At 71.2% G+C, this 20,134-nt stretch carries 20 protein-coding genes and 1 pseudogene; 8 read left to right on the top strand and 13 right to left on the bottom strand.

Annotation, left to right across the window (positions count from 1 at the left end; all coding sequences use genetic code 11):
• Positions 1-1,384: LCP family protein (locus ACLU3S_RS26510; protein WP_413954466.1), on the top strand; the 1,384-nt coding region annotated here is incomplete at its 5' end.
• Positions 1,385-1,724: 340 nt separating this feature from the next.
• Here the strand turns inward: ACLU3S_RS26510 and ACLU3S_RS26505 are convergent.
• The gene (locus ACLU3S_RS26505) at positions 1,725-2,285 is read right to left on the bottom strand and encodes an acyl-CoA thioesterase (protein ID WP_413954465.1); all 561 of its coding nucleotides are present in this window, start codon (positions 2,283-2,285) and stop codon (positions 1,725-1,727) included.
• A 119-nt stretch (positions 2,286-2,404) separates the two neighbouring features.
• On the opposite strand from ACLU3S_RS26505, the gene ACLU3S_RS26500 reads away from it, so the two are divergent.
• A complete protein-coding gene (locus ACLU3S_RS26500; RefSeq protein WP_413954464.1) occupies positions 2,405-3,721 on the top strand; it encodes an LCP family protein in 1,317 nt (438 codons plus the stop codon).
• Between the two features lie 83 nt (positions 3,722-3,804).
• Here the strand turns inward: ACLU3S_RS26500 and ACLU3S_RS26495 are convergent, their stop codons facing one another.
• Together ACLU3S_RS26495 and ACLU3S_RS26490 are read right to left on the bottom strand one after the other, a co-directional pair.
• Entirely contained in the window at positions 3,805-4,167 is a 363-nt protein-coding gene (locus tag ACLU3S_RS26495) for a four-helix bundle copper-binding protein (RefSeq protein ID WP_413954463.1), read from the bottom strand.
• A 327-nt stretch (positions 4,168-4,494) separates the two neighbouring features.
• Positions 4,495-4,680, bottom strand: a pseudogene (locus ACLU3S_RS26490) (transcriptional regulator); the annotation flags it as partial.
• Positions 4,681-4,722: 42 nt separating this feature from the next.
• On the opposite strand from ACLU3S_RS26490, the gene ACLU3S_RS26485 reads away from it, so the two are divergent.
• A complete protein-coding gene (locus tag ACLU3S_RS26485; RefSeq protein ID WP_063888343.1) occupies positions 4,723-4,905 on the top strand; it encodes a hypothetical protein in 183 nt (60 codons plus the stop codon).
• Between the two features lie 198 nt (positions 4,906-5,103).
• Here ACLU3S_RS26485 and ACLU3S_RS26480 read toward each other — a convergent pair whose 3' ends face one another.
• Entirely contained in the window at positions 5,104-6,261 is a 1,158-nt protein-coding gene (locus tag ACLU3S_RS26480; protein WP_413954462.1) for an acyl-CoA dehydrogenase, read from the bottom strand.
• A 189-nt stretch (positions 6,262-6,450) separates the two neighbouring features.
• Between ACLU3S_RS26480 and ACLU3S_RS26475 the strand changes: the two genes are divergently transcribed.
• On the top strand, positions 6,451-7,794 hold the full coding sequence (locus tag ACLU3S_RS26475) for a UDP-glucose dehydrogenase family protein (RefSeq protein WP_413954461.1): 1,344 nt from the start codon (positions 6,451-6,453) through the stop codon (positions 7,792-7,794).
• A 141-nt stretch (positions 7,795-7,935) separates the two neighbouring features.
• Here the strand turns inward: ACLU3S_RS26475 and ACLU3S_RS26470 are convergent, their stop codons facing one another.
• A complete protein-coding gene (locus ACLU3S_RS26470) occupies positions 7,936-8,442 on the bottom strand; it encodes a CGNR zinc finger domain-containing protein (protein ID WP_413954460.1) in 507 nt (168 codons plus the stop codon).
• Positions 8,443-8,568: 126 nt separating this feature from the next.
• Here ACLU3S_RS26470 and ACLU3S_RS26465 point away from each other — a divergent pair, with 126 nt between their 5' ends.
• Together ACLU3S_RS26465 and ACLU3S_RS26460 are read left to right on the top strand one after the other, a co-directional pair.
• Positions 8,569-8,928 (top strand): VOC family protein, encoded by a 360-nt coding sequence (locus tag ACLU3S_RS26465; protein ID WP_413954459.1) that lies wholly within the window; start codon positions 8,569-8,571, stop codon positions 8,926-8,928.
• A 21-nt stretch (positions 8,929-8,949) separates the two neighbouring features.
• Complete coding sequence (locus ACLU3S_RS26460) at positions 8,950-9,342, top strand: VOC family protein (protein ID WP_413954458.1); 393 nt, start codon at positions 8,950-8,952, stop codon at positions 9,340-9,342.
• 80 nt (positions 9,343-9,422) lie between these two features.
• On the opposite strand, the gene ACLU3S_RS26455 is transcribed toward ACLU3S_RS26460, so the two are convergent.
• From ACLU3S_RS26455 to ACLU3S_RS26445, 3 genes are read right to left on the bottom strand one after another with little or no spacing between them, the layout of a single operon-like run.
• Positions 9,423-10,601 carry a dipeptidase gene (locus ACLU3S_RS26455; protein ID WP_413954457.1) on the bottom strand — a complete coding sequence of 393 codons (1,179 nt, stop codon included), beginning with the start codon at positions 10,599-10,601 and terminating at the stop codon, positions 9,423-9,425.
• A gap of 5 nt (positions 10,602-10,606) precedes the next feature.
• Positions 10,607-11,128, bottom strand: a complete 522-nt coding sequence (gene purE, locus ACLU3S_RS26450; protein WP_413954456.1) for a 5-(carboxyamino)imidazole ribonucleotide mutase — start codon at positions 11,126-11,128, stop codon at positions 10,607-10,609.
• Positions 11,125-12,264 carry a 5-(carboxyamino)imidazole ribonucleotide synthase gene (locus ACLU3S_RS26445; RefSeq protein WP_413954455.1) on the bottom strand — a complete coding sequence of 380 codons (1,140 nt, stop codon included), beginning with the start codon at positions 12,262-12,264 and terminating at the stop codon, positions 11,125-11,127. Before ACLU3S_RS26445 ends, purE begins: the two co-directional genes overlap by 4 nt.
• A gap of 199 nt (positions 12,265-12,463) precedes the next feature.
• Here ACLU3S_RS26445 and ACLU3S_RS26440 point away from each other — a divergent pair, with 199 nt between their 5' ends.
• Positions 12,464-12,970, top strand: a complete 507-nt coding sequence (locus ACLU3S_RS26440) for a GtrA family protein (RefSeq protein WP_413954454.1) — start codon at positions 12,464-12,466, stop codon at positions 12,968-12,970.
• Between the two features lie 8 nt (positions 12,971-12,978).
• Here ACLU3S_RS26440 and ACLU3S_RS26435 read toward each other — a convergent pair whose 3' ends face one another.
• Both ACLU3S_RS26435 and ACLU3S_RS26430 read right to left on the bottom strand, forming a co-directional pair.
• On the bottom strand, positions 12,979-14,250 hold the full coding sequence (locus ACLU3S_RS26435) for an ATP-binding protein (protein ID WP_413954453.1): 1,272 nt from the start codon (positions 14,248-14,250) through the stop codon (positions 12,979-12,981).
• A gap of 36 nt (positions 14,251-14,286) precedes the next feature.
• On the bottom strand, positions 14,287-14,964 hold the full coding sequence (locus ACLU3S_RS26430; protein WP_020940464.1) for a response regulator transcription factor: 678 nt from the start codon (positions 14,962-14,964) through the stop codon (positions 14,287-14,289).
• Between the two features lie 530 nt (positions 14,965-15,494).
• Between ACLU3S_RS26430 and ACLU3S_RS26425 the strand changes: the two genes are divergently transcribed.
• Positions 15,495-17,000, top strand: coding sequence for a peptide MFS transporter (locus ACLU3S_RS26425; protein ID WP_413954452.1), 1,506 nt, complete (start codon positions 15,495-15,497; stop codon positions 16,998-17,000).
• A gap of 86 nt (positions 17,001-17,086) precedes the next feature.
• Here the strand turns inward: ACLU3S_RS26425 and ACLU3S_RS26420 are convergent, their stop codons facing one another.
• The 3 genes from ACLU3S_RS26420 to ACLU3S_RS26410 form a co-directional block, all read right to left on the bottom strand.
• Entirely contained in the window at positions 17,087-18,346 is a 1,260-nt protein-coding gene (locus tag ACLU3S_RS26420) for a hypothetical protein (RefSeq protein WP_413954451.1), read from the bottom strand.
• A gap of 2 nt (positions 18,347-18,348) precedes the next feature.
• Complete coding sequence (locus tag ACLU3S_RS26415; protein WP_413954450.1) at positions 18,349-19,413, bottom strand: hypothetical protein; 1,065 nt, start codon at positions 19,411-19,413, stop codon at positions 18,349-18,351.
• The coding region (locus tag ACLU3S_RS26410) for a hypothetical protein (protein ID WP_413954449.1) at positions 19,410-20,134 on the bottom strand (725 nt) is incomplete at its 5' end. The genes ACLU3S_RS26415 and ACLU3S_RS26410, both read right to left, overlap by 4 nt.

Here is a 20,134-nt window from a genome sequence, read left to right as displayed (position 1 = left end):
GCGCTGGGCGATGCGCGCGGTGACCACGCTGTCCGTCGTGGTGCTCGCCTCCGCCGGGATCGGGCACGCGGTCGTCACCAGCCTGGACGCGGGCATCGCCCGCGTCGACGCCTTCAAGGACATGAAGAACCGGCCCCGCGCGGGTCACGGCACGAACATCCTGCTGGTCGGCACCGACGGCCGCGACCGGATCACCGAGCGGCAGCGGCAGGCCTACCACCTGGGCGGGCAGCCGTGCCACTGCACGGACACGATGATGATCGTGCACATCTCGCACGACCGGGAGCGGGCCTCGGTGGTGAGCCTGCCGCGCGACTCCTTCGCCGAGGTGCCCGCGCACGTCGACCAGAGCACCGGCCGGCGGCACGGCGCGCGTCCGCTCCGGCTGAACGCGGCGTACGCCGAGGGCGGCCCGCAGCTGACCGTGCGCACGGTGGAGGCCATGACCCACCTGAAGATCGACCACTACCTGGAGGTCGACTTCACGAGCTTCATGAAGACCGTGGACGTCCTCGGCGGGGTCCAGGTGTGTACGCCGACGCCGTTGAAGGACTCGTACACCGGGCTCGACCTCACACCCGGAACGCACACGCTCATGGGCGGGCAGGCGCTGCAGTACGTGCGCGCCCGGCACCTGGACGGGGCGAGCGACCTCGGCCGGATGAAGCGGCAGCAGCGGTTCCTGGCCGCGCTGATCGAGAAGGCGACCTCCTCGGGCGTGCTGCTGAACCCGATGCGGTTCAGGGACGTGACCCGGGCGGTGCTCGGCTCGGTCCGTGCCGACGCGCAGTTCGGCACCGACGAGCTGCTCGACCTCGGCCGCGCGATGCGGAACTTCTCGCCGTCCTCCTCCGAGTTCACCACCGTCCCCATCGCCGTGATGAACTTCCAGGTCAAGGGCATCGGCTCGACGCTGAAGTGGGACGCGGCCAAGGCGGCGCAGCTGTTCCAGGCGCTGCGCGACGACAAGCCGCTCACCGTGGCGCGCCCGCACCCCGGTCCCGCCCCGGAGCCGGTGGAGGTGGACCCGCGGCGCATCCGGGTCCAGGTGGCCAACGGCACCAGCACGATCGGGCTGGCCAAGCGGGTCGACGGGCTGCTCGCGGCGGCCGGCTTCGCCTCCACGCACCGGCCGGTGACCGCGCCCGCCCACGTACCGCACACGGTCATCACCTACGACCCCCGCTGGGACCGCTCCGCCCGCTCCCTCGCCGCGGCCCTCCCCGGCGCCGAGCTCCGCGCGGCAGTGGGCCAGGGCCCACTGCTGAAGGTGACCGTCGGCCCCGACTTCAAGGGCGTCGGCAAGGTCCGCTACGAGGACCCGAGCCGCCCGGAGCAGAACGTGGTCCGCGGCAACGAGGTCGTGTGCGCGGGCACCACGTGATCACGCCGTGCCCGTGACCGTCCCAGCGCCGGGCCACGCGGTCGCGCGCCAGGGCGCACGAGGGCGGGGTCGGCCCCAGAGGCGTACGTGGGCCCGCCCGCATCCGCGGACCGGGTGAGCCCCGGCCGACGGCGGGCGGCGCGGGCCCGGACACCCGACAGCGCGCATCAGTGCCCGCGCGCCCCGGTCCTAGGGGACGTACGGCCGTCCTAGCGGGCGTTCGTCACGGCCCCCGGGACGCGAAGGCCCCGCGTGCGCCGCGGTTCGGTGCGAGCCCGCCCTCAGCCGGGGCGTGAGACCGGCGGGGTGTTAGGGGTCCGGGCCGGCGTGGCGGCCCGTGTCAGTCCTCGTAGCCCTCCGCCAGGCGCTGCTCACGCAGTTCGCGGATGGCTCGGCGGCGGGCCAGGCGGTGGGTACGGCGGATCTGGGCCTCCTGGTAGCGGCGGCGGTCGCGGTCGGTCTCCGGGATCACCGGGGGCACCGGGCGCGGCTTGCCGTCGGCGTCGACGGCCGCGAAGACCAGATAGGCGGAGCCGACCTGGGTGGGCGGGGTCGACTCGTTCCAGCGCTCGGCGAGGACCCGCACACCGACCTCCATCGAGGTCCGGCCGGTCCAGTTGACCTGCGCCTTCACATGGACCAGGTCGCCGACGCGGACCGGCTCCAGGAACGCCATCTCGTCCATGGACGCGGTGACGGCGGGTCCGCCGGAGTGCCGGCCGGCCACAGCGCCCGCCGCGTCGTCGACGAGCTTCATGATCACCCCGCCGTGCACCGTCCCGAGCAGGTTGGTGTCGTTGTGGGTCATGATGTGGCTGAGCGTGGTGCGCGAGGCGGAGATGGGCTTGCCCGGAATGTCCGGCTCCATATCCGCTTCCGAGTCCGTGACCTGGTCTGTCATGCCCTCCACCTTATGCCGAAGTGACATTCGCGGATTATGTGTCGGATTCGCAACAGCGCCGCCCTGATTTTCCGACAACCCTTGTAAGGCATACAGCACTGCCCTGCACACTGGGGCGCATGAATGACTGGCCCGAGGCATGGTCCGACGACAACCGCGGCCCCCGCTACGGACGCGGCAGTGGCGGCACGCAGCCGGAAGGCGCCCGCGTGATGCGCCAGGTGCGGCGCGGCCCGGTACCGCCCGGGCAGCGCCCGGCGTACGGCGACCCCGGCCCGTCGGCGCCGCCGTACAGCTCCGGCATCCCGCAGCAGCCGTCGTACGTCGACGGCCGCGGCTACGACGACGGCGGCGGCTACGACGAGTACGACAGCGGCTACAACAGCGGCCAGGTCTACGGCGGCGGCCACGGTCCGGGCGGCTCCGCCGGCGGGCCCACCCGCGCCCCGCGCCCCGCGCCGAACTGGCGCCGCCGGATCAAGTGGACGGCCGTCACGCTGGTGACCGTGCTGGCCGCCACCTCGGTCGCGACCTACTTCTGGGCCGACTCCAAGCTGCGCCGCGAGGTCGACCTGTCGAAGGTCATCGACCGGCCGCAGTCGGGCTCCGGCACGAACTACCTGATCGTCGGCTCGGACAGCCGCGAGGGCATGACCAAGGCGGACGAGAAGAAGCTGCACACCGGCGCCGCCGAGGGCAAGCGCACCGACTCGATGATGATCCTGCACGTCGGCGACAACGGCGACACGCTGATCTCGCTGCCGCGCGACTCCGACGTGCAGATCCCGTCGTACAAGGGCTCGACCTCGGGGAAGGTCTACCCGGGCACCGGCCGGCACGAGAAGCTGAACGCGGCCTACGCCGAGGACGGCCCCACCCTGCTCGTCCGCACGATCGAGTACAACACCGGCCTGCACATCGACCACTACGTGGAGATCGGCTTCCAGGGCTTCGCGAACATCGTGGACGCGGTCGGCGGCGTCCAGATCACCATCGACAAGGGCTTCAAGGACAAGTGGTCCGGCGCCGACTTCAAGGCCGGCAAGCAGACCCTGAACGGCCAGCAGGCGCTCGCCTTCGTCCGCACCCGGCACGCGTTCGCCGCCTCCGACCTGCAGCGCACCAAGAACCAGCAGAAGTTCCTGTCGGCGCTGGCCCACCAGGTGGCCACCCCCTCGACGGTCCTCAACCCGTTCAGGCTCTACCCGACCATGGGCGCGGGCCTGGACTCCCTGATCGTCGACAAGGACATGTCCCTGTGGGACCTGGGCTCGATGTTCTGGGCGATGAAGGGCGTCAACGGCGGCGACGGCACGTCGATGAACATGCCGATCTCCGGCTCCACGGGCGGCAACCTCGTCTGGGACAAGGCGAAGGTGAAGACGCTGGTGAACGAGCTGAACAACGACCAGAAGGTGACCGTCTCCGGCAACTAGGCAACTAGCCGGCCCGCCCGCGGCGGCACGGGGCGGGGAAGGGCCGGGCGCCCTTCCCCGCCCCGTCGGTCAGCGGACCGGCCTCACATGCCGGCGCCCGCCATCGCACGACAGGACTCCGCGCAGCGGCGACACGCCTCCGCGCAGCGCATCATCTGCTGGTCGTCGGGCATGGACATGCACGCCTCGGCGCACATGTCGCAGACCTTGGCGCAGAGCATGCTCATCTCGCCGGCCATGGGCGAGCGCCGCATCATCATGTCGGCGCACATGCGGGTCGTCTCGGAGCAGTCCATGAGCGCGCGCATGACCTGCATCTGCTGCTGGCCGCCCTTCTGCATGCAGGAGCTCATGGTCTCCTCGCACACGCTGTGGCAGTTCATGCACGCGTTGATGCAGTCCTGCATCTGCTGGCTGAGAGCAGGCATCGTCTGGGACTGTGTCATGGCTCCTCCTCGGAGGCGGGGCCCGGGGCGGGCCCGTGTGCTTCCGTCCTACGTCCCCCCGCCCCGCTCCGCATGTGACCGACCGGTCGTAAGGTGCCCCTCAACAGCAGGAAGGCGCCCCGGAGGGCGCCTTCCCGAGTGCTCGCGTCCCGACGGCGGTTACGGCAGGTTGCGGGCCATGACAACACGCTGCACCTGGTTCGTGCCCTCATAAATCTGCGTGCTCTGCAGGTCATATGGCGTTGACCTGCACGAACATACCCTTCAGGAGGTACTCCCCCAGCATTTCCCCATGATCACTACCGAGGGGTGCACCGACATCGCTTGTCACGTGAGGGAGGCCACCGCATCCGCTATCAGGGAACGTGCCGCTGCTCCCCTCGCGGCCACCTGTGAGAGCCGGTCAAAGGCTCGGGCGTACAGCTCGACCTGGCTTGGCTGCGTGAGGGTGGTAGCAGCATCCAGCGTGTTCGCGCGCACCCTGCTGGCGTCGAAGATCGTGCAGGCGGGCAGCCGCGCAAGGCGCACTCACTCCGGCACTACTACGGGTCGCGACTGCTGTACGCCGGAGTCCCCGAGAACGACGTGGCCGACTGGATGGGCCACAGCAGTACGGACGTGCTGAGGGAGCACTACCACTACATCTTCGAAGGGGCCGAGCAGCGTGGCCGGGCGGCCATCGCGACGATGTTGACGCCCGGCGCCGACGACCCGACGGAGGCATCAGAGGTCGCCTGATCCGCGTACGACGACAGCCCCCGGCGTCGAGCCGGGGGCTGTGTTGTTGTGCAGGTCAGTAGCCATTTTCAGCCCGGCATCTGCCCAGGATTTCCCCAGCATGACGCCCAGGAACGGCCCTGATCAGGCCGCAACGGACAGCAAGCCGAGGGCGTCCCGCCGGACCGTCGAAACAGCTCCTGACCTGCAAAAACCCTGCTAGGGAAGGTTCCTTGCCATCACGATCCGCTGAACTTGGTTCGTACCCTCATAAATCTGCGTGATCTTCGCGTCGCGCATCATGCGCTCGACCGGGTAGTCGCGGGTGTAGCCGTAGCCGCCGAGCAGCTGGACGGCGTCGGTGGTGACCTCCATGGCCACGTCCGAGGCGAAGCACTTGGCCGCGGCGCCCAGGTAGGTGAGGTCGGCGTCGCCGCGCTCGGAGGCGGCGGCCGCCTGGTAGGTGAGCGCGCGGGCCGCCGAGATCTTCATGGACATGTCGGCGAGCATGAACTGGATGCCCTGGAAGTCGGCGATCGCCTTGCCGAACTGCTTGCGCTCCTGGACGTAGCCCTTGGCGTAGTCGAAGGCGCCCTGCGCCACGCCGAGCGCCTGGGCGGCGATGGTGATGCGGGTGTGGTCGAGGGTCTTCATCGCGGTGGCGAAGCCGGTGCCCTCCTCGCCGATCATGCGGTCGGCGGGGATGCGGACGTTGTCGAAGTAGACCTCGCGGGTCGGGGAGCCCTTGATGCCGAGCTTCTTCTCCGGGGCGCCGAAGGACACGCCCGGGTCGGACTTCTCGACGACGAAGGCGGAGATGCCCTTGGAGCGTTTGGAGGGGTCGGTCACCGCCATGACCGTGTAGTACTCGGAGACGCCCGCGTTGGTGATCCAGCGCTTGACGCCGTTGAGGACCCAGTGGTCGCCGTCGCGGACCGCCTTGGTCTTCATGCCGGCCGCGTCCGAGCCCGCCTCCGGCTCGGAGAGGCAGTACGAGAACATCGCGTCGCCCTGGGCGAGCGGGCCGAGGTACTTCTTCTTCAGCTCCTCGGAGCCGGAGAGGATCACCGGCAGGGAGCCCAGCTTGTTCACGGCCGGGATCAGCGAGGAGGACACGCAGGCGCGGGCCACCTCCTCGATCACGATGACGGTGGCGAGCGCGTCGGCGCCGGCGCCGCCGTACTCCTCCGGCACGTGCACGGCGTGCAGTTCGTTGGCGACGAGGGCGTCGAGGGCCTCCTGCGGGAAGCGGGCCTCCTCGTCCACCGCCGCGGCGAACGGCGCGATCTTCGCCTCGACCAGGGAGCGGACGGAGTCGCGGAGCATGTCGTGCTCCTCGGACGGGCGGTACAGGTCGAAGTCAGCCGATCCGGCCAAGGTCTCTCACGCTCCAAAGACGCAGTGATACTTGTGATACTGACGCTAACTACCGTTAAGTAACTCAAATTTTAAAGGTCCGCCCCGAGCCCGCCTACGTGAGCTTGGTGACAGCGGGGAGATTGCCCGGTCAGCGTGCCTACTATGCTCGGGCTCCGCATGTCCGAATCCCCGAGCTGGAGCGCATCCATGAGCCTGAAGATCACCGTGATCGGCACCGGTTATCTCGGCGCCACCCACGCCGCGGCCATGGCCGAGCTGGGCTTCGAGGTGCTGGGTCTGGATGTCGTACCCGAGAAGATCGCCATGCTGGAGCGCGGCGAGACCCCGATGTACGAGCCGGGGCTGGACGAGCTGCTGCGCCGGCACGTGGCCGGTATCGAGGGGTCCTCCGGGCGGCTGCGGTTCACCACGGACTGGGCCGAGGTCGGGGCCTTCGGCGACGTGCACTTCGTGTGCGTGAACACCCCGCAGAAGCACGGCGAGTACGCCTGCGACATGAGCTACGTGGACGCCGCGATCTCCTCCCTCGCCCCGCATCTGCACGGACCCGCCCTGGTCGTCGGCAAGTCCACGGTGCCGGTGGGTTCCGCCGACCGGCTCGCGGCCTACCTCGCCGACCACGCCCCGGCCGGCGCGGAGGCGGAGCTCGCCTGGAACCCGGAGTTCCTGCGCGAGGGCTTCGCCGTCGAGGACACGCTGCACCCGGACCGGATCGTCGTCGGGGTGCGCAGCGAGCGTGCCGAGAAGCTGCTGCGCGAGGTGTACGCCACGCCGGTCGGCGAGGGTACGCCGTTCGTGGTGACCGACTTCCCGACCGCCGAGCTGGTGAAGACCGCCGCGAACTCCTTCCTGGCGACCAAGATCTCCTTCATCAACGCGATGGCGGAGGTGTGCGAGGCCGCGGGCGGTGACGTCGCCCGGCTGGCCGAGGCCATCGGGTACGACGACCGGATCGGCAGCAAGTTCCTGCGGGCCGGGATCGGCTTCGGCGGCGGCTGCCTGCCGAAGGACATCCGGGCGTTCATGGCGCGGGCCGGCGAGCTGGGCGCGGACCAGGCGCTGACGTTCCTGCGGGAGATCGACTCCATCAACATGCGCCGGCGCGGTCAGATGGTGGAGATGGCCCGGGAGGCGCTGGGCGGCGGTTCCTTCCTCGGCAAGCGGGTCGCGGTGCTCGGCGCCACGTTCAAGCCGGACTCGGACGACGTCCGCGACTCGCCCGCGCTGAACGTGGCCGGCCAGATCCATCTGCAGGGCGGACAGGTGACCGTGTACGACCCGAAGGGCATGGGCAACGCCCGCAAGGTCTTCCCGACCCTGGCCTACGCCGGCTCGGCGCTGGAGGCCGTGCGGGGCGCGGACGTGGTGCTGCACCTCACCGAGTGGCGGGAGTTCCGCGAGCTGGACCCGGCGGCGCTCGGCGAGGTCGCGGCGGCCCGGCTGATACTCGACGGGCGCAACACGCTCGACCCGGAGTTGTGGCGGCGGGCCGGCTGGACGTACCGGGCGATGGGCCGCCCGACCGCGTAGTTCCCCGCGGACTGGTGACGCCGGTTCGGCCGAGGCTCAGTCGGCCGAACCGGCGTCTTCCCGCATTCTGCACCACCGGACACGTACGTGGCCGTTGAAAGTCCCGTGTCCCTGGTTCCTCGGGCCTGTGCTGCCGTCGCCCTACCGCTGTCTGGCGCGGTAGCGGCGCATCTTCGCGCGGGCCCCGCACACCTGCATCGAGCACCAGCGGCCGCGCCCGGCGGGGCTGCGGTCGTAGTACGCCCAGTGGCAGTCGGCGTCCTCGCAGGCCTTCAGCCGGCTCCAGGTGCCCTCGACCAGCGCCTCGGCGACGGCGGCGGCGACCCGGGAGAGCAGGGGGGCCTCGTCGGCCGGGGCGAGCGCGGCGGAGCCGTCGTGGTCGTGGACGGCGACGTACAGGGGGGCGCGGGACAGCAGGTCGCCGAGCGGGGTCACCGCGCGGTGCGGCGGGTGGCCGGCGTGCGCGAGGAGCACGGCGCGCAGCGATTCGCGCAGGACGCGGGCGTCGGGCACCTCGTCCTCGGTGATGCCGAGGCGGGCGCGGGCGTCCGCCGTGTCGAGCCTGTCGTGCCCCGTCTCGAGGTCCACCGTGTTGACCAGGGACTCGATCAGGGCCAGGCCGCCGGGAGCGGCCGCTCTCTCGCTCATGTCCGCGCGTTGCCTCCGAAACCTCCGAATAACCTCAGAATTCGATTGCGAGGTTACCTCCTGTACGGGAGCATGCAGTAACCGTTACTGGTTACCCGTCCCAAGGGGTAACAGAAGGAGGTAGTCATGGCTGTCGCCAAGCTCGGTGTCGTCGTCCTGGACTGTCCCGATCCGCGTGCGCTGGCCGGCTTCTACGCCGCTGTGCTGGGCGGCACGGTGGAGGACCAGGGAGAGTGGGTGGACCTGAGGGTGCCCGGCGGGCAGGCGCTGGCCTTCCAGGAGGCGCCCGGGTTCGTGCCGCCGAAGTGGCCCGCCGCGGACGCCTCGCAGCAGTTCCATCTGGACCTGGTGGTGGCGGACCTGGACGCGGCGGAGAAGGCGGTGCTGGAGCTGGGGGCGCGGCCCCTGGACGCCACGGACCGCGAGCGCACCTTCCGTGTCTACGCCGACCCGGCGGGGCACCCGTTCTGCCTCTGCGCCGCGTGAACCGTCCCGAGGGAGGACTGCATGGCGTCCGTCGCCCGTTTCCGTTCCGTCGTGCTCGACTGTCCTGACCCGCATGCCCTGGCCGCCTTCTACGCGGCGGTGGCGGGTGGCACCCCGGATGCCGAGGACGACGACTGGGTGGTGCTGAGCGTTCCGGACGGGCCGCGGCTCGCCTTCCAGCGGGCCGAGGGGTACGTGCCGCCGCAGTGGCCGCGCGCGGACCGCAACGGCCAGCAGTTCCACCTGGACTTCGACGCGGGACGCACGTGGGCGGAGATCGACGCCGCCCATGAGCGGGTGCTGGCGCTCGGCGCCCGGCCGCTGGACCTGGCGGACCGGGAGGCGAAGGACTTCCAGGTGTACGCCGATCCGGCCGGGCATCCGTTCTGCCTGTGCCGGATCGACCACCCGTAAGACCTGCCGGCCTCGGGCGACGGTCCTGGGAGGCGTCCGCGGCCCGCGATGCGTGCCGTCGGCGCCTCCCGGTGTGCCGTTCAGCCGTCCAGTGACGCGATGGTGGCGTTGGAGGGTGCGCGCGTCGACTGCAGCTCGCGGGCCACGTCCTCCGCCGCGCCCAGGACCCGTACCGCGTTCTGCCAGGTCAGCTTGGCCAGGTCGGTCCTGGACCAGCCGCGGTCGAGCAGTTCGGCGAGCAGGTTGGGGTAGCCGGAGACGTCGTCGAGGCCGTCGGGGGTGAACGCGGTGCCATCGTAGTCGCCGCCGATGCCCAGGTGGTCGATGCCTGCGACCTCGCGCATGTGGTCCAGGTGGTCCGCGACCGTCGACACGGTGGCGACCGGGCGCGCGTTGCGCTCCTCGAAGGCCCGGTGGATCTTCATGGCCTCGGGGCTGGTGTCCAGGTGGTGCAGGCCGTGGGCGCGCATGTTCTCGTCGGCCGCGGCCGTCCAGTCCACGGCCGCCTGCAGCACGAACTTCGGTACGAACGTCACCATGGCGACGCCGCCGTTGGCGGGCAGCCGCTCCAGGACGTCGTCGGGGATGTTGCGGGGGTGGTCGCACACCGCGCGGGCGGAGGAGTGCGAGAAGATCACCGGCGCCGAGGTGGCGTCCAGCGCGTCCCGCATGGTCGTGGCGGCCACGTGGGAGAGGTCGACCAGCATGCCGAGCCGGTTCATCTCCCGGACGACCTCGCGCCCGAAGGCGGTCAGGCCGCCGGCCTTCGGCTCGTCGGTCGCCGAGTCCGCCCAGTCCACGTTGTCGTTGTGGGTGAGCGTCATGTAGCGCACGCCGAGCGCGTGCAGGCCGCGCAGGGTGCCCAGGGAGTTGGCGATGGAGTGGCCGCCCTCGGCGCCCATCAGCGAGGCGATACGGCCGTCCCGGCGCGCCGCCTCCATGTCCGCGGCGGTCAGGGCGGGCGCCAGGTCCGCCGGGTAGCGGGCCAGCAGCTGCCGCACGCAGTCGATCTGCTCCAGCGTGGCCGCGACCGGGTCCGGCTCCTCGCAGGACACGTACACCGACCAGTACTGTGCGCCGACCCCGCCCTCGCGCAGTCGCGGCAGGTCGGTGTGCAGGTGCTCGTGCTGGTGCCCGGCGATGTCCAGGGCGTCCAGGTCGTAGCGGGTCTGCTTGCGCAGCGCCCACGGCAGGTCGTTGTGCCCGTCGACCACCGGGAACTCGCGCAGCAGCGCCCGCGCCTCGTTCAGCGGGTCCACGGCCCTCACTTCCCGAACCCGAAGCCGCCGGCGCCCTCGACCTTGGAGCGCAGCCGCTTGCCCTTCTCGGTGGCCTGGTCGTTGAGGTCCTGCTGGAAGTCGCGCATCTTCTGCAGCAGTTCCTCGTCGTGCGCGGCGAGCATGCGGGCCGCGAGCAGGCCTGCGTTGCGGGCACCGGCGACGGAGACGGTGGCGACCGGGACACCGGCCGGCATCTGCACGATCGACAGCAGGGAGTCCATGCCGTCGAGGTGCTTCAGCGGCACGGGCACGCCGATGACCGGCAGCGGGGTGACGGAGGCGAGCATGCCCGGCAGGTGTGCGGCGCCCCCGGCACCGGCGATGATCACCTTCAGGCCGCGCTCCGCGGCGCGCTCGCCGTAGGTGATCATCTCGCGGGGCATGCGGTGCGCGGAGACGACGTCCACCTCGTAGGCGATCTCGAACTCGTCCAGGGCCTTGGCGGCGGCCTCCATGACGGGCCAGTCGGAGTCCGACCCCATGACGATGCCAACAACGGGGCTCATTCGGTGATGGTGCCTCTCAGGTATCCGGCTGCGTGACGGGCGCGCTCCAGCGCGTCGTCCAGGTCGTCGCCGTAGGTGTTGACGTGTCCTACCTTGCGGCCGGGCTTCACGTCCTTGCCGTACATGTGAATCTTGAGCTTGGGGTCGCGGGCCATGCAGTGCAAGTACGCGGAGTACATGTCCGGGTAGTCGCCGCCCAGGACGTTGACCATGACGGTCCACTTCGCGCGGGGGCGCGGGTCGCCGAGGGGCAGGTCGAGGACCGCGCGGACGTGGTTGGCGAACTGCGAGGTGATCGCGCCGTCCTGGGACCAGTGGCCGGAGTTGTGCGGGCGCATCGCCAGCTCGTTGACGAGGATGCGGCCGTCGCGGGTCTGGAACAGCTCGACGGCGAGGTGACCGACGACGCCCAGCTCCTTGGCGATGGTCAGGGCCATCTCCTCGGCCCGCAGCGCGAGGTCCTCGTCCAGGCCGGGGGCGGGGGCTATCACGGTGTCGCAGACGCCGTCGACCTGCTGCGACTCCACCACCGGGTAGGCGACGGCCTGGCCGTGCGGGGAGCGTACGACGTTGGCGGCCAGCTCGCGGACGTAGTCGACCTTCTCCTCGGCGAGGACCGGCACGCCCGCCTTGAACGGCTCGGCGGCCTCCGCCACGGAGTCGACCACCCACACGCCCTTGCCGTCGTAGCCGCCGCGGACGGTCTTCAGGACGACGGGGAAGCCGTCGCCCTCCGCCGCGAACGCGGCGACGTCGGCCGGGTCGGAGACGATCCGGTGCCGCGGGCACGGGATGCCGATCGCGTCGAGCCGGGCGCGCATCACGCCCTTGTCCTGGGCGTGCACCAGCGCGTCGGGGCCCGGGCGCACGGGGATGCCGTCCGCCTCCAGGGCCCTGAGGTGCTCGGTGGGCACGTGCTCGTGATCGAACGTGATCACGTCGCAGCCGCGCGCGAACTCACGCAGCGTGTCCAGGTCGCGATAGTCGCCGACGACGACATCGTTCACGACCTGCGCCGCCGAGTCCTGAGGAGTGTCACTGAGGAGCTTGAACCTGATGCCGAGCGGGATGCCAGCCTCGTGCGTCATGCGCGCGAGCTGCCCCCCGCCGACCATGCCGACTACCGGGAACGTCACACCTCTAGCGTATCGGCCACGTGGGCGCGGCCGGATCCCGTCCCTCTCACGGTCTCTTACCGGACGCTTTCCACCTTCTCTCCGCCTCTTTCCATCCTCTTTCCGACCTGTTTCCCGGTCTTCGCCTCGTGCACAGGCGGTGGCGGGTCCGCCTGGATAGCATGGGCTGACGAAACCTACCGACGGGAGCTGCACAGCCATGGGACCTCGTTCCTCGGGGCTGCGACGGCTCGTACGCGAGGTGGCCAAGTTCGGCACCGTCGGCGTTGCGGGCATCTTCGTCAATCTCGGCGTCTTCAACCTCGTCCGGCACGTGTCCGACCTGCCGGTGGTGCGCGCCGGCGTCATCGCGACCGTCGTCGCCATCGCCTTCAACTACGTGGGCTTCCGTTACTGGACGTACCGGGACCGCGACAAGAGCGGGCGCACCAAGGAACTCACGCTGTTCCTGTTCTTCAGCGCGATCGGCCTGGTGATCGAGAACGGCGTGCTGTACCTGGCGACCTACGGGTTCGGCTGGGACAGCCCGCTGCAGAACAACGTCTTCAAGTTCGTCGGCATCGGCGTCGCGACCCTGTTCCGCTTCTGGTCGTACCGCACCTGGGTGTTCCGGGCCATGCCCGCGCAGGAGGCCGAGTCGATCCTGGTGTCGACGGTGAAGAAGCCGCGGTCCAAGGCGGAGCCGAAGTCCCAGCGGGTGCCGTAGGCGCCGCCTCAGCGGACCGTCGGCAGCTCCCCCTGCGGCTTGCGCATCGGCGGCGTACGCGACAGGAACAGTCCGAACACCGGCGGCTGGGCCTGCAGCAGTTCCAGCCGGCCGCCGTCGGCCTCGGCGAGGTCGCGGGCGACGGCCAGGCCGATCCCGGTGGAGTTGCGTCCGCTGATCGTGCGCTCGAAGATCCGCGCGCCGAGGTCGGCCGGGACGCCGGGGCCCTCGTCGGTGACCTCGACCACGGCCTGGTTGCCCGTGACCCGGGTGCGCAGCGCGACCGTGCCGCCGCCGTGCATCAGCGAGTTCTCGATCAGCGCGGCCAGCACCTGGGCGACCGCGCCCGGGGTGCCGACGGCCTGCAGATGCCGCTTGCCGGAGCTGACGATGGCCCGGCCGGCGCTGCGGTAGGCCGGGCGCCACTCGGCGAGCTGCTGCTGGATGACCTCGTCCAGATCGAAGGTGACGGCGGAGCCGGTGCGCGGGTCGCGGGCGTTGGTCAGCAGCCGCTCCACCACGTCCGTGAGCCGCTCGACCTGCGTGAGCGCGACGTTCGCCTCCTCCTTCACGATGTCCGGGTCGTCGGTGAGGGTGATCTCCTCCAGCCGCATCGACAGCGCGGTCAGGGGCGTGCGCAACTGGTGGGAGGCGTCGGCCGCGAGGCGTCGCTCGGCGGTCAGCATGCGCCCGATCCGCTCGGCTGAGGAGTCCAGCACGTCGGCGACCCGGTCCAGCTCGGGGACGCCGTACCGCTTGTGCCTGGGCCGCGGATCGCCGGAGCCGAGCCGCTCGGCGGTCTCGGCGAGGTCGGTCAGCGGGGACGCCAGCCGGTTGGCCTGCCGGACCGCGAGGAGCACGGCCGCGACCACCGCGAGGAGCGCCACCAGGCCGATGATCAGCAGGGTCCGGCCGACCTCGCGAGTCACCGCGGAGCGCGGCTCCTGCACGGTGACGGACTCGCCCTCCTCGCCCCGCTGTGTGGCGTGGATCACGTCGCCCCGCGGCCTGGTGCCGATCTCGATCGGCGGCCGGCCGGGCATGCGGATCACCGCGTACTGGTCCTTGCTGACCGGGTTGCGCAGCACGTCCGCGTTGACGTTCTCGGCGGCCAGGATCCTGCTGTCCACGATGCTGGCCAGCCGTATCGCCTCGGACTCCACCCGCTCCTGGGCGCTGTTGCTGATCGTCCGCGTCTCGACGATCACCAGCGACACACCGAAGACGGCGATCACCACCAGGACGACGGCGAGGGTGGACTGGATGAGACGTCGGCGCATGTCGCGTTACCTGAGGTGTCGCCGGCCCGGGCGGGCTCAGCTCTTCTCGAAGCGGAAGCCCACGCCCCGTACGGTGGCGATGTAGCGAGGGTTGGCCGCGTCGTCGCCGAGTTTCTTGCGCAGCCAGGAGATGTGCATGTCGAGGGTCTTGGTGGACGACCACCACGTGGTGTCCCAGACCTCGCGCATCAGCTGGTCCCGCGTGACGACCCGGCCGGCGTCCCGCACCAGGACCCGCAGCAGGTCGAACTCCTTGGCGGTGAGCTGGAGTTCCTCGTCGCCCATCCACGCGCGGTGGGACTCGACATCGATCCGCACCCCGTGCGTGGCCGGCGGCTGCTGCGGCTCGGCGGCGCCGCGCCGCAGCAGCGCCCGCACCCGGGCGAGCAGTTCGGCGAGCCGGAAGGGCTTGGTGACGTAGTCGTCGGCGCCCGCGTCCAGGCCGACGACGGTGTCCACCTCGTCGGCCCGCGCGGTCAGGATGAGGATCGGCACGGTGTGGCCGTCGGCCCGCAGCCGGCGGGCGACCTCCAGGCCGTCCATGCCGGGCAGGCCCAGGTCCAGCACCACCAGGTCGACGCCGCCCTGCATTCCGGCGTCGAGCGCGGTGGGTCCGTCCTCGCGCACCTCGACCTCGTAACCTTCCCGGCGCAGGGCGCGGGCCAGCGGCTCCGAGATGGACGCGTCGTCCTCGGCGAGCAGTACACGGGTCATGAGGTGATGGTAGACCGCCCGCGTGCGGTGCTGGGGTGTGATCGGTTCCAGGGTTTCTTACCTGGACGGCCTGCTGGTACGAACCATCGGCCTGGGGATGAGAGGGTAGAGGAGACCTTCGAATCGGGTGTGCCATTCCCCCGACACCTGTGATCCGCGTCTCAAGTCCTTCCATATCCGGCAGTGTCCTGACGTAGAGTGACGTGAACGCCTTTAGTACACCAGGGGACCTTTGGCGGGCACATGACGCTGAAGGTCCTTCTTGTGTTGGAGGCTGACCGCGATCAGCCTCGAAAGGAACGACCTCTGGCCGGGCTCCGGACGCACCGTCGCGTCGCGAAGCGTGGATCACGGTGGTCGCCGTCCGCCGCTCCGCAGTCCGGGGCGCACACCCCTCGGGCGTTGGGGGCGGACGGCCGACCCCGCCGGTGCCGGCCGGCCCCCCACCGGGCGCGACTCCCCCGGCTCTCGGCTTCGCCCGAGCCGGGGGGACCCCCACCAACCCGCGCCCCGACCAGCAAGGAACGACCATGGCGTCCAGCCTGACGAAGGACTCGGCCCACCGGGGCAGCCCCGGCTCCGAGAAGACCTTCTTCGGCCACCCCCGCGGCCTGGCCACTCTCTTCATGACCGAGATGTGGGAGCGCTTCTCCTACTACGGCATGAGGGCCCTGCTCCCGCTGTACCTGCTGGCCCCGAACGGCCTGCACCTGAGCCCGGGCACGACGACCGCGATCTACTCGGTGTACGTGTCGCTCGTGTACCTGCTGACCCTGCCCGGCGGCTGGGTCGCGGACCGCTTCCTGGGCCCGCGCAGGACGGTGGCGGCCGCGGGTCTGATCATCATGCTGGGCCACCTGTGCCTGGCGCTGCCGGCGGCCGTGAGCTTCTTCGTCGGCCTCGGTCTGGTCGCCATCGGCTCGGGTCTGCTCAAGGCCAACATCTCCACGATGGTCGGCCACCTCTACAAGGGTCCGGACGACCCGCGCCGCGACGGTGGCTTCACGCTCTTCTACATCGGCATCAACCTGGGCGCCTTCGCCGCGCCGCTGGTCATCGGCACCGTCGGTGAGAACGTCAACTGGCACTTCGGCTTCGCGCTGGCGGCGCTCGGCATGGCCCTCGGTCTGTCCCAGTACCTGCTCGGCAGCCGCCACCTGAGCGAGCAGAGCAGCGTCGTGCCCACGCCGCTCTCCGCCCAGGAGAAGTCCGCCACCCTGCGCAAGGGCCTGATCTGGCTCGCGATCGCCGTGGTCTTCTACGGCGTCGTCGGCGGCACCGGCCACTTCACCCTGAACTGGGCGCTGATCCCGCTCACCGTGATCGGCCTGATCGTGCCGATCGTGGTCATCGCGCGGATCCTGCGGGACAAGGACCTGGACGGCGCCGAGCGCTCCAAGGTGCGGGCGTACATCTGGTTCTTCGTGGCCGCCGCCGTCTTCTGGATGATCTACGACCAGGGCGGCTCGACCCTGTCGCTCTTCGCGGACGGCTCGGCCAAGAACTCGATCGCCGGCTGGACGTTCCCGGTCTCCTGGTACCAGTCGGTGAACCCGGTCATGATCATGGCCCTGGCACCGGTCTTCGCCTGGCTGTGGCTGTGGCTGAACCGGCGCGGCAAGGAGCCGAGCACGATCGTGAAGTTCGCCTCGGGTCTGGTCCTGATCGGTGCGTCGTTCTTCCTCTTCCTCGCCCCGCTGTCCATCGCCGAGGACGGTCACAAGGCCGCGGCGCTGTGGCTGGTCGCGATCTACTTCGTGCAGACCGTCGGTGAGCTGACGCTCTCTCCGGTGGGTCTGTCCGTGACGACGAAGATGGCGCCGCAGAAGTACGCCTCGCAGATGATGGGCGTCTGGTTCCTCGCGGTCACCGCGGGTGACTCGGTCACCGCTCTGCTGTCCAACCCGGCCGTCGGCGGGGTCAACCTCGACAAGATGGGCTTCGTCGCCCTGGAGGCCGCGCTCGCCGTGGTCGCCGGTGTCGCGGTGTGGATGTACCGCGGCAAGGTCAACAAGCTGATGGGCGACGTGCGCTGACGTCCCCTTGGCAGAGGGCCCCCGCATCCTTGGGTGCGGGGGCCCTGTGCCGTTCGCCCGGTGCCGGTTCGCCGGGAACCCGGGAGCTACCGCGTCCTTCGGCCGGGCATGAACGTGAACACCGCGCCGCCCAGCAGGATCGCGGTGCCCGCGACCAGGCCGAGCGCCTTGAGGGCTCCGTGGTCACCTGAGCCGGTCTCGGCGAGGCCGCCCGCACCGCTGCCGCCGGCGCCGCCGGTGGACGACGAACCTCCGGTGGTCGACGTGCCGCCCGAGGCGCCGCCCGGCTGCTCGGCGGTGTCCAGGGTGAGGGAGACCGGCGACTTCTTCGGCGTACAGGTCGTCGTCGTACCCAGGGCCTTGATGGTGAGGACGCCGGGCGCCAGCGTCGAGGTGCCGCTCGCGCCCGGCTTGTAGGTGCCGGTGAGGTCCGGGATCTCGATCGGGTCGCCGGACTTGATGGGCTGCGCGTTCGTCGGGCCCTCCACGTGCACGGTGCCCTTGTCCGCGCCGCCCAGCACCACCTCCATCGACGGCTTCACGGAGTCCTTCGGGATGTCGGCGGGGCTGTTCATCACCGACTTCTTGAACTGCACCGTGAGGGCGTAGTCACCGCCGTTCTTCCTGGCGTTGATCTGCACCGGCGAGGTCGCGTTCTTGTCGCCGATCGGCGTCTTGCAGGCGTAGGGGACCTGGACCTCCTTGCCCGGGAAGTCGGTCCGGCCCGGGCCGGACGTCGGGGTCGCGCTCTTCGTCGGCGTGGCCGACTGGGTCGGCGGCGAGCTGGACGTGCCGCCGCCCGGCGTCACCTGGATCGTCGCCGCCTTCTGCACGGTCTCCTTCGGCGTGCACTGGGTGTCCGTCGACATCGCGTTGACCGTGTACGCGTCCGGCGTCAGCGTCACCTCGCCGGCCGTCGTCAGCTTCAGGGTGCCCTTCATGTCGGACAGCACCATGGCGCCACCCTTGGGGATCGCCGGGTTCTCCCGCGGTCCCTGCATGGCGATGTCGGCGGTCTGCGCCCCGGCCGCCTTGAGCAACCCGGACGGCTGCACCGAGTCGGCGGGCAGGTCGATGATGTCCGGGTTCTTGGAGGCGGCCTGGACGAACTTCCACACGACGTCGACCGTGTCGCCCACCTTGGCCGTGGCCGGCGCGGTGATCTCGACCTTCGTGGTGCCGTCGACCGGGTCGATGCCCGCGGGCGGCACACAGTGGGTGGCGAACGACACCTCGGCCGCCTGCGCGGGCGTGGCCGCCACGCCCAGCAGCACGCCCGCCGAGCAGAGCGCCAGTGCGGTGCCGGCGGCGCCCGTCCTGCGGGCCGGTGTGACTCTCCTTCGCATGCTCACGGGGGTCCCTTCGTGATGGGAGTCGTACGACTCGTCGGGCTGTCGTCGTGCGGTGCGGAGAGCCGGCCGGCCGGGCCGCCCGGAGCGGACTCCGGGGTGAACCACGGCAGGGTCGGAGTCGGTTCGGGCTCAGGCCCGGGCCCGGGGGTGCGCGAGCGGGGCAGTCGCAGCGCCGGCCGGGTGAGCTTGCGGTGGCGGACACCGCCCGCGCGCGGCCGTACCCGGTCCACGACCGCCATCCCGGCCCGGAACAGCGCGGCCGGTACGACCAGGCAGAGCAGGATCCAGAACAGCGTCACGCCCCAGGGGCGGCCCACGCCCCACGGCTGCTCGGCGAGGACCTTGCCGCCGTACTCCAGCGACACCGTGTAGTCGCCGTGCGCTCCGGCCGGCAGTTCGACCGGCAGGGTGATCTGCGCCTTTCTGCCGGGCGCCAGAGTGCCGTGCCACTGCCGGTCGTCCCACTGGGGGGCGAAGACGCCGTGCGAGGTGCCGACCCGGAAGACCGGGTCCTCGATCGGGCTGGTGCCGAGGTTGCCGGCGGTGAACACCAGGGTGCGGCTCGGCGGGGCGCCGAACCAGGTCAGCAGGGAGCCGGAGCCGGTCAGCCGGGTGTCGGAGAGGATCGACAGCCGGCCGCCGGCGCGCTCGGCCGGCAGCGGGGCGACGGGGTGCCCGGCGACCTGGAGGACCGCGTCCGCCTCGGCGGCCGCGCCGGTGACGGTGGCCACGTGCACCACGCAGGGGCAGGGCACGGGTGGTTCGGTGACGGGCAGCGTCCTGGCGAAGGTGCCGTGGGCGTCGGTGGTCACGGCCCGGCCGTCGGCGTTGGCGCAGGAGTTGGTGCCGCCGACGACGCCCCGCGACGGCGTGGCCCGTCCGCACACCAGCAGCATCAGCAGGGTGTGCGGCCGCCAGCCGGTGCCGCCGACGGTCACCGAGCCGCCGGTGCCGGCCTGGGCCGACGAGAGCGTCACGGCCGGGTGGTCCGCCGCCGCCACGGGGCCGGCGAACGGCAGCAGGAGCAGCGCGACGACCGCCGGGACCACGATCCTTCTCACGTCACCGCTCCCGTCAACTCGGCTTGCTCGCCCGGCTGTTCACCATCCGTGACCGGCGCCGCGCGGCGTCTGCGGTGCCGGACGAGGAGGGCGGCCGCCGCTGCCGCCGCCCCGGCGCCGGCGGTCACCGCGCCCCACGGCACGAACGCGGCCGTCGTACCCGCCGTGGCGCGCGCCCCGCCCGCCGCCGTCACCGTGAGCCGCACGTCGACGCGGTCCAGGACCGGCCGGTCCTGCCAGGGCTCGCTGAGCGTCCGGCGGGTGCCCGGAGGCAGACGGACCGGCAGGGTGCGCGGGGCGCGGTCCAGGACCGGCCCGAACAGGCCGTCGGCGCGTACCGCGAGCCGCGGTACGAGCACGGTCGTACCGCGGTTGACCAGCTGGTACGTGATGCGGTCGGGGTGCACGGCGACGTGCTCGACGGTCAGCGCGGCCAGCGCCGGGCCGCCGACGCGCAGCCGCACGGAGACGGACGCGGTGCGCCCCCGGGCGTCCCGCGCCACGATCGCGCCGGCGCGGGCGCCGGGCGCGACCCCGGCCGGCACGGTGACCGTGAAGGGCACCTCGGCGCGGGTGCGGGCCGGCACGGTGAGCCCGCTCCGGGCGAACACCGCGGCCAGGCCGGTGCCGTACAGCCGTACCGTCACCGGGGTCCGGCCGGGGTTGGTCACGGCCACCGTGTCCTGCAGGACGGTCCCGGGGGCGCCCTCGGCGTAGAAGG

It is taken from the genome of Streptomyces sp. AF1A (assembly GCF_047340315.1).
In the GTDB taxonomy this organism is placed as follows: Bacteria; Actinomycetota; Actinomycetes; order Streptomycetales; family Streptomycetaceae; genus Streptomyces.
The sequence above is the reverse complement of the archived record's forward strand: the minus strand, read 5'-3'. Positions and strand labels throughout refer to the sequence as shown.

Coding starts and splice junctions, on each gene's coding strand:
- ACLU3S_RS26505 (WP_413954465.1), bottom strand. CDS start 2,285: ATGACAGACCAGGTCACGGACTCGGAAGCGGATATGGAGCCGGACATT.
- ACLU3S_RS26500 (WP_413954464.1), top strand. CDS start 2,405: ATGAATGACTGGCCCGAGGCATGGTCCGACGACAACCGCGGCCCCCGC.
- ACLU3S_RS26495 (WP_413954463.1), bottom strand. CDS start 4,167: ATGACACAGTCCCAGACGATGCCTGCTCTCAGCCAGCAGATGCAGGAC.
- ACLU3S_RS26475 (WP_413954461.1), top strand. CDS start 6,451: ATGAGCCTGAAGATCACCGTGATCGGCACCGGTTATCTCGGCGCCACC.
- ACLU3S_RS26470 (WP_413954460.1), bottom strand. CDS start 8,442: ATGAGCGAGAGAGCGGCCGCTCCCGGCGGCCTGGCCCTGATCGAGTCC.
- ACLU3S_RS26465 (WP_413954459.1), top strand. CDS start 8,569: ATGGCTGTCGCCAAGCTCGGTGTCGTCGTCCTGGACTGTCCCGATCCG.
- ACLU3S_RS26460 (WP_413954458.1), top strand. CDS start 8,950: ATGGCGTCCGTCGCCCGTTTCCGTTCCGTCGTGCTCGACTGTCCTGAC.
- purE (WP_413954456.1), bottom strand. CDS start 11,128: ATGAGCCCCGTTGTTGGCATCGTCATGGGGTCGGACTCCGACTGGCCC.
- ACLU3S_RS26440 (WP_413954454.1), top strand. CDS start 12,464: ATGGGACCTCGTTCCTCGGGGCTGCGACGGCTCGTACGCGAGGTGGCC.
- ACLU3S_RS26435 (WP_413954453.1), bottom strand. CDS start 14,250: ATGCGCCGACGTCTCATCCAGTCCACCCTCGCCGTCGTCCTGGTGGTG.
- ACLU3S_RS26430 (WP_020940464.1), bottom strand. CDS start 14,964: ATGACCCGTGTACTGCTCGCCGAGGACGACGCGTCCATCTCGGAGCCG.
- ACLU3S_RS26425 (WP_413954452.1), top strand. CDS start 15,495: ATGGCGTCCAGCCTGACGAAGGACTCGGCCCACCGGGGCAGCCCCGGC.
- ACLU3S_RS26420 (WP_413954451.1), bottom strand. CDS start 18,346: ATGCGAAGGAGAGTCACACCGGCCCGCAGGACGGGCGCCGCCGGCACC.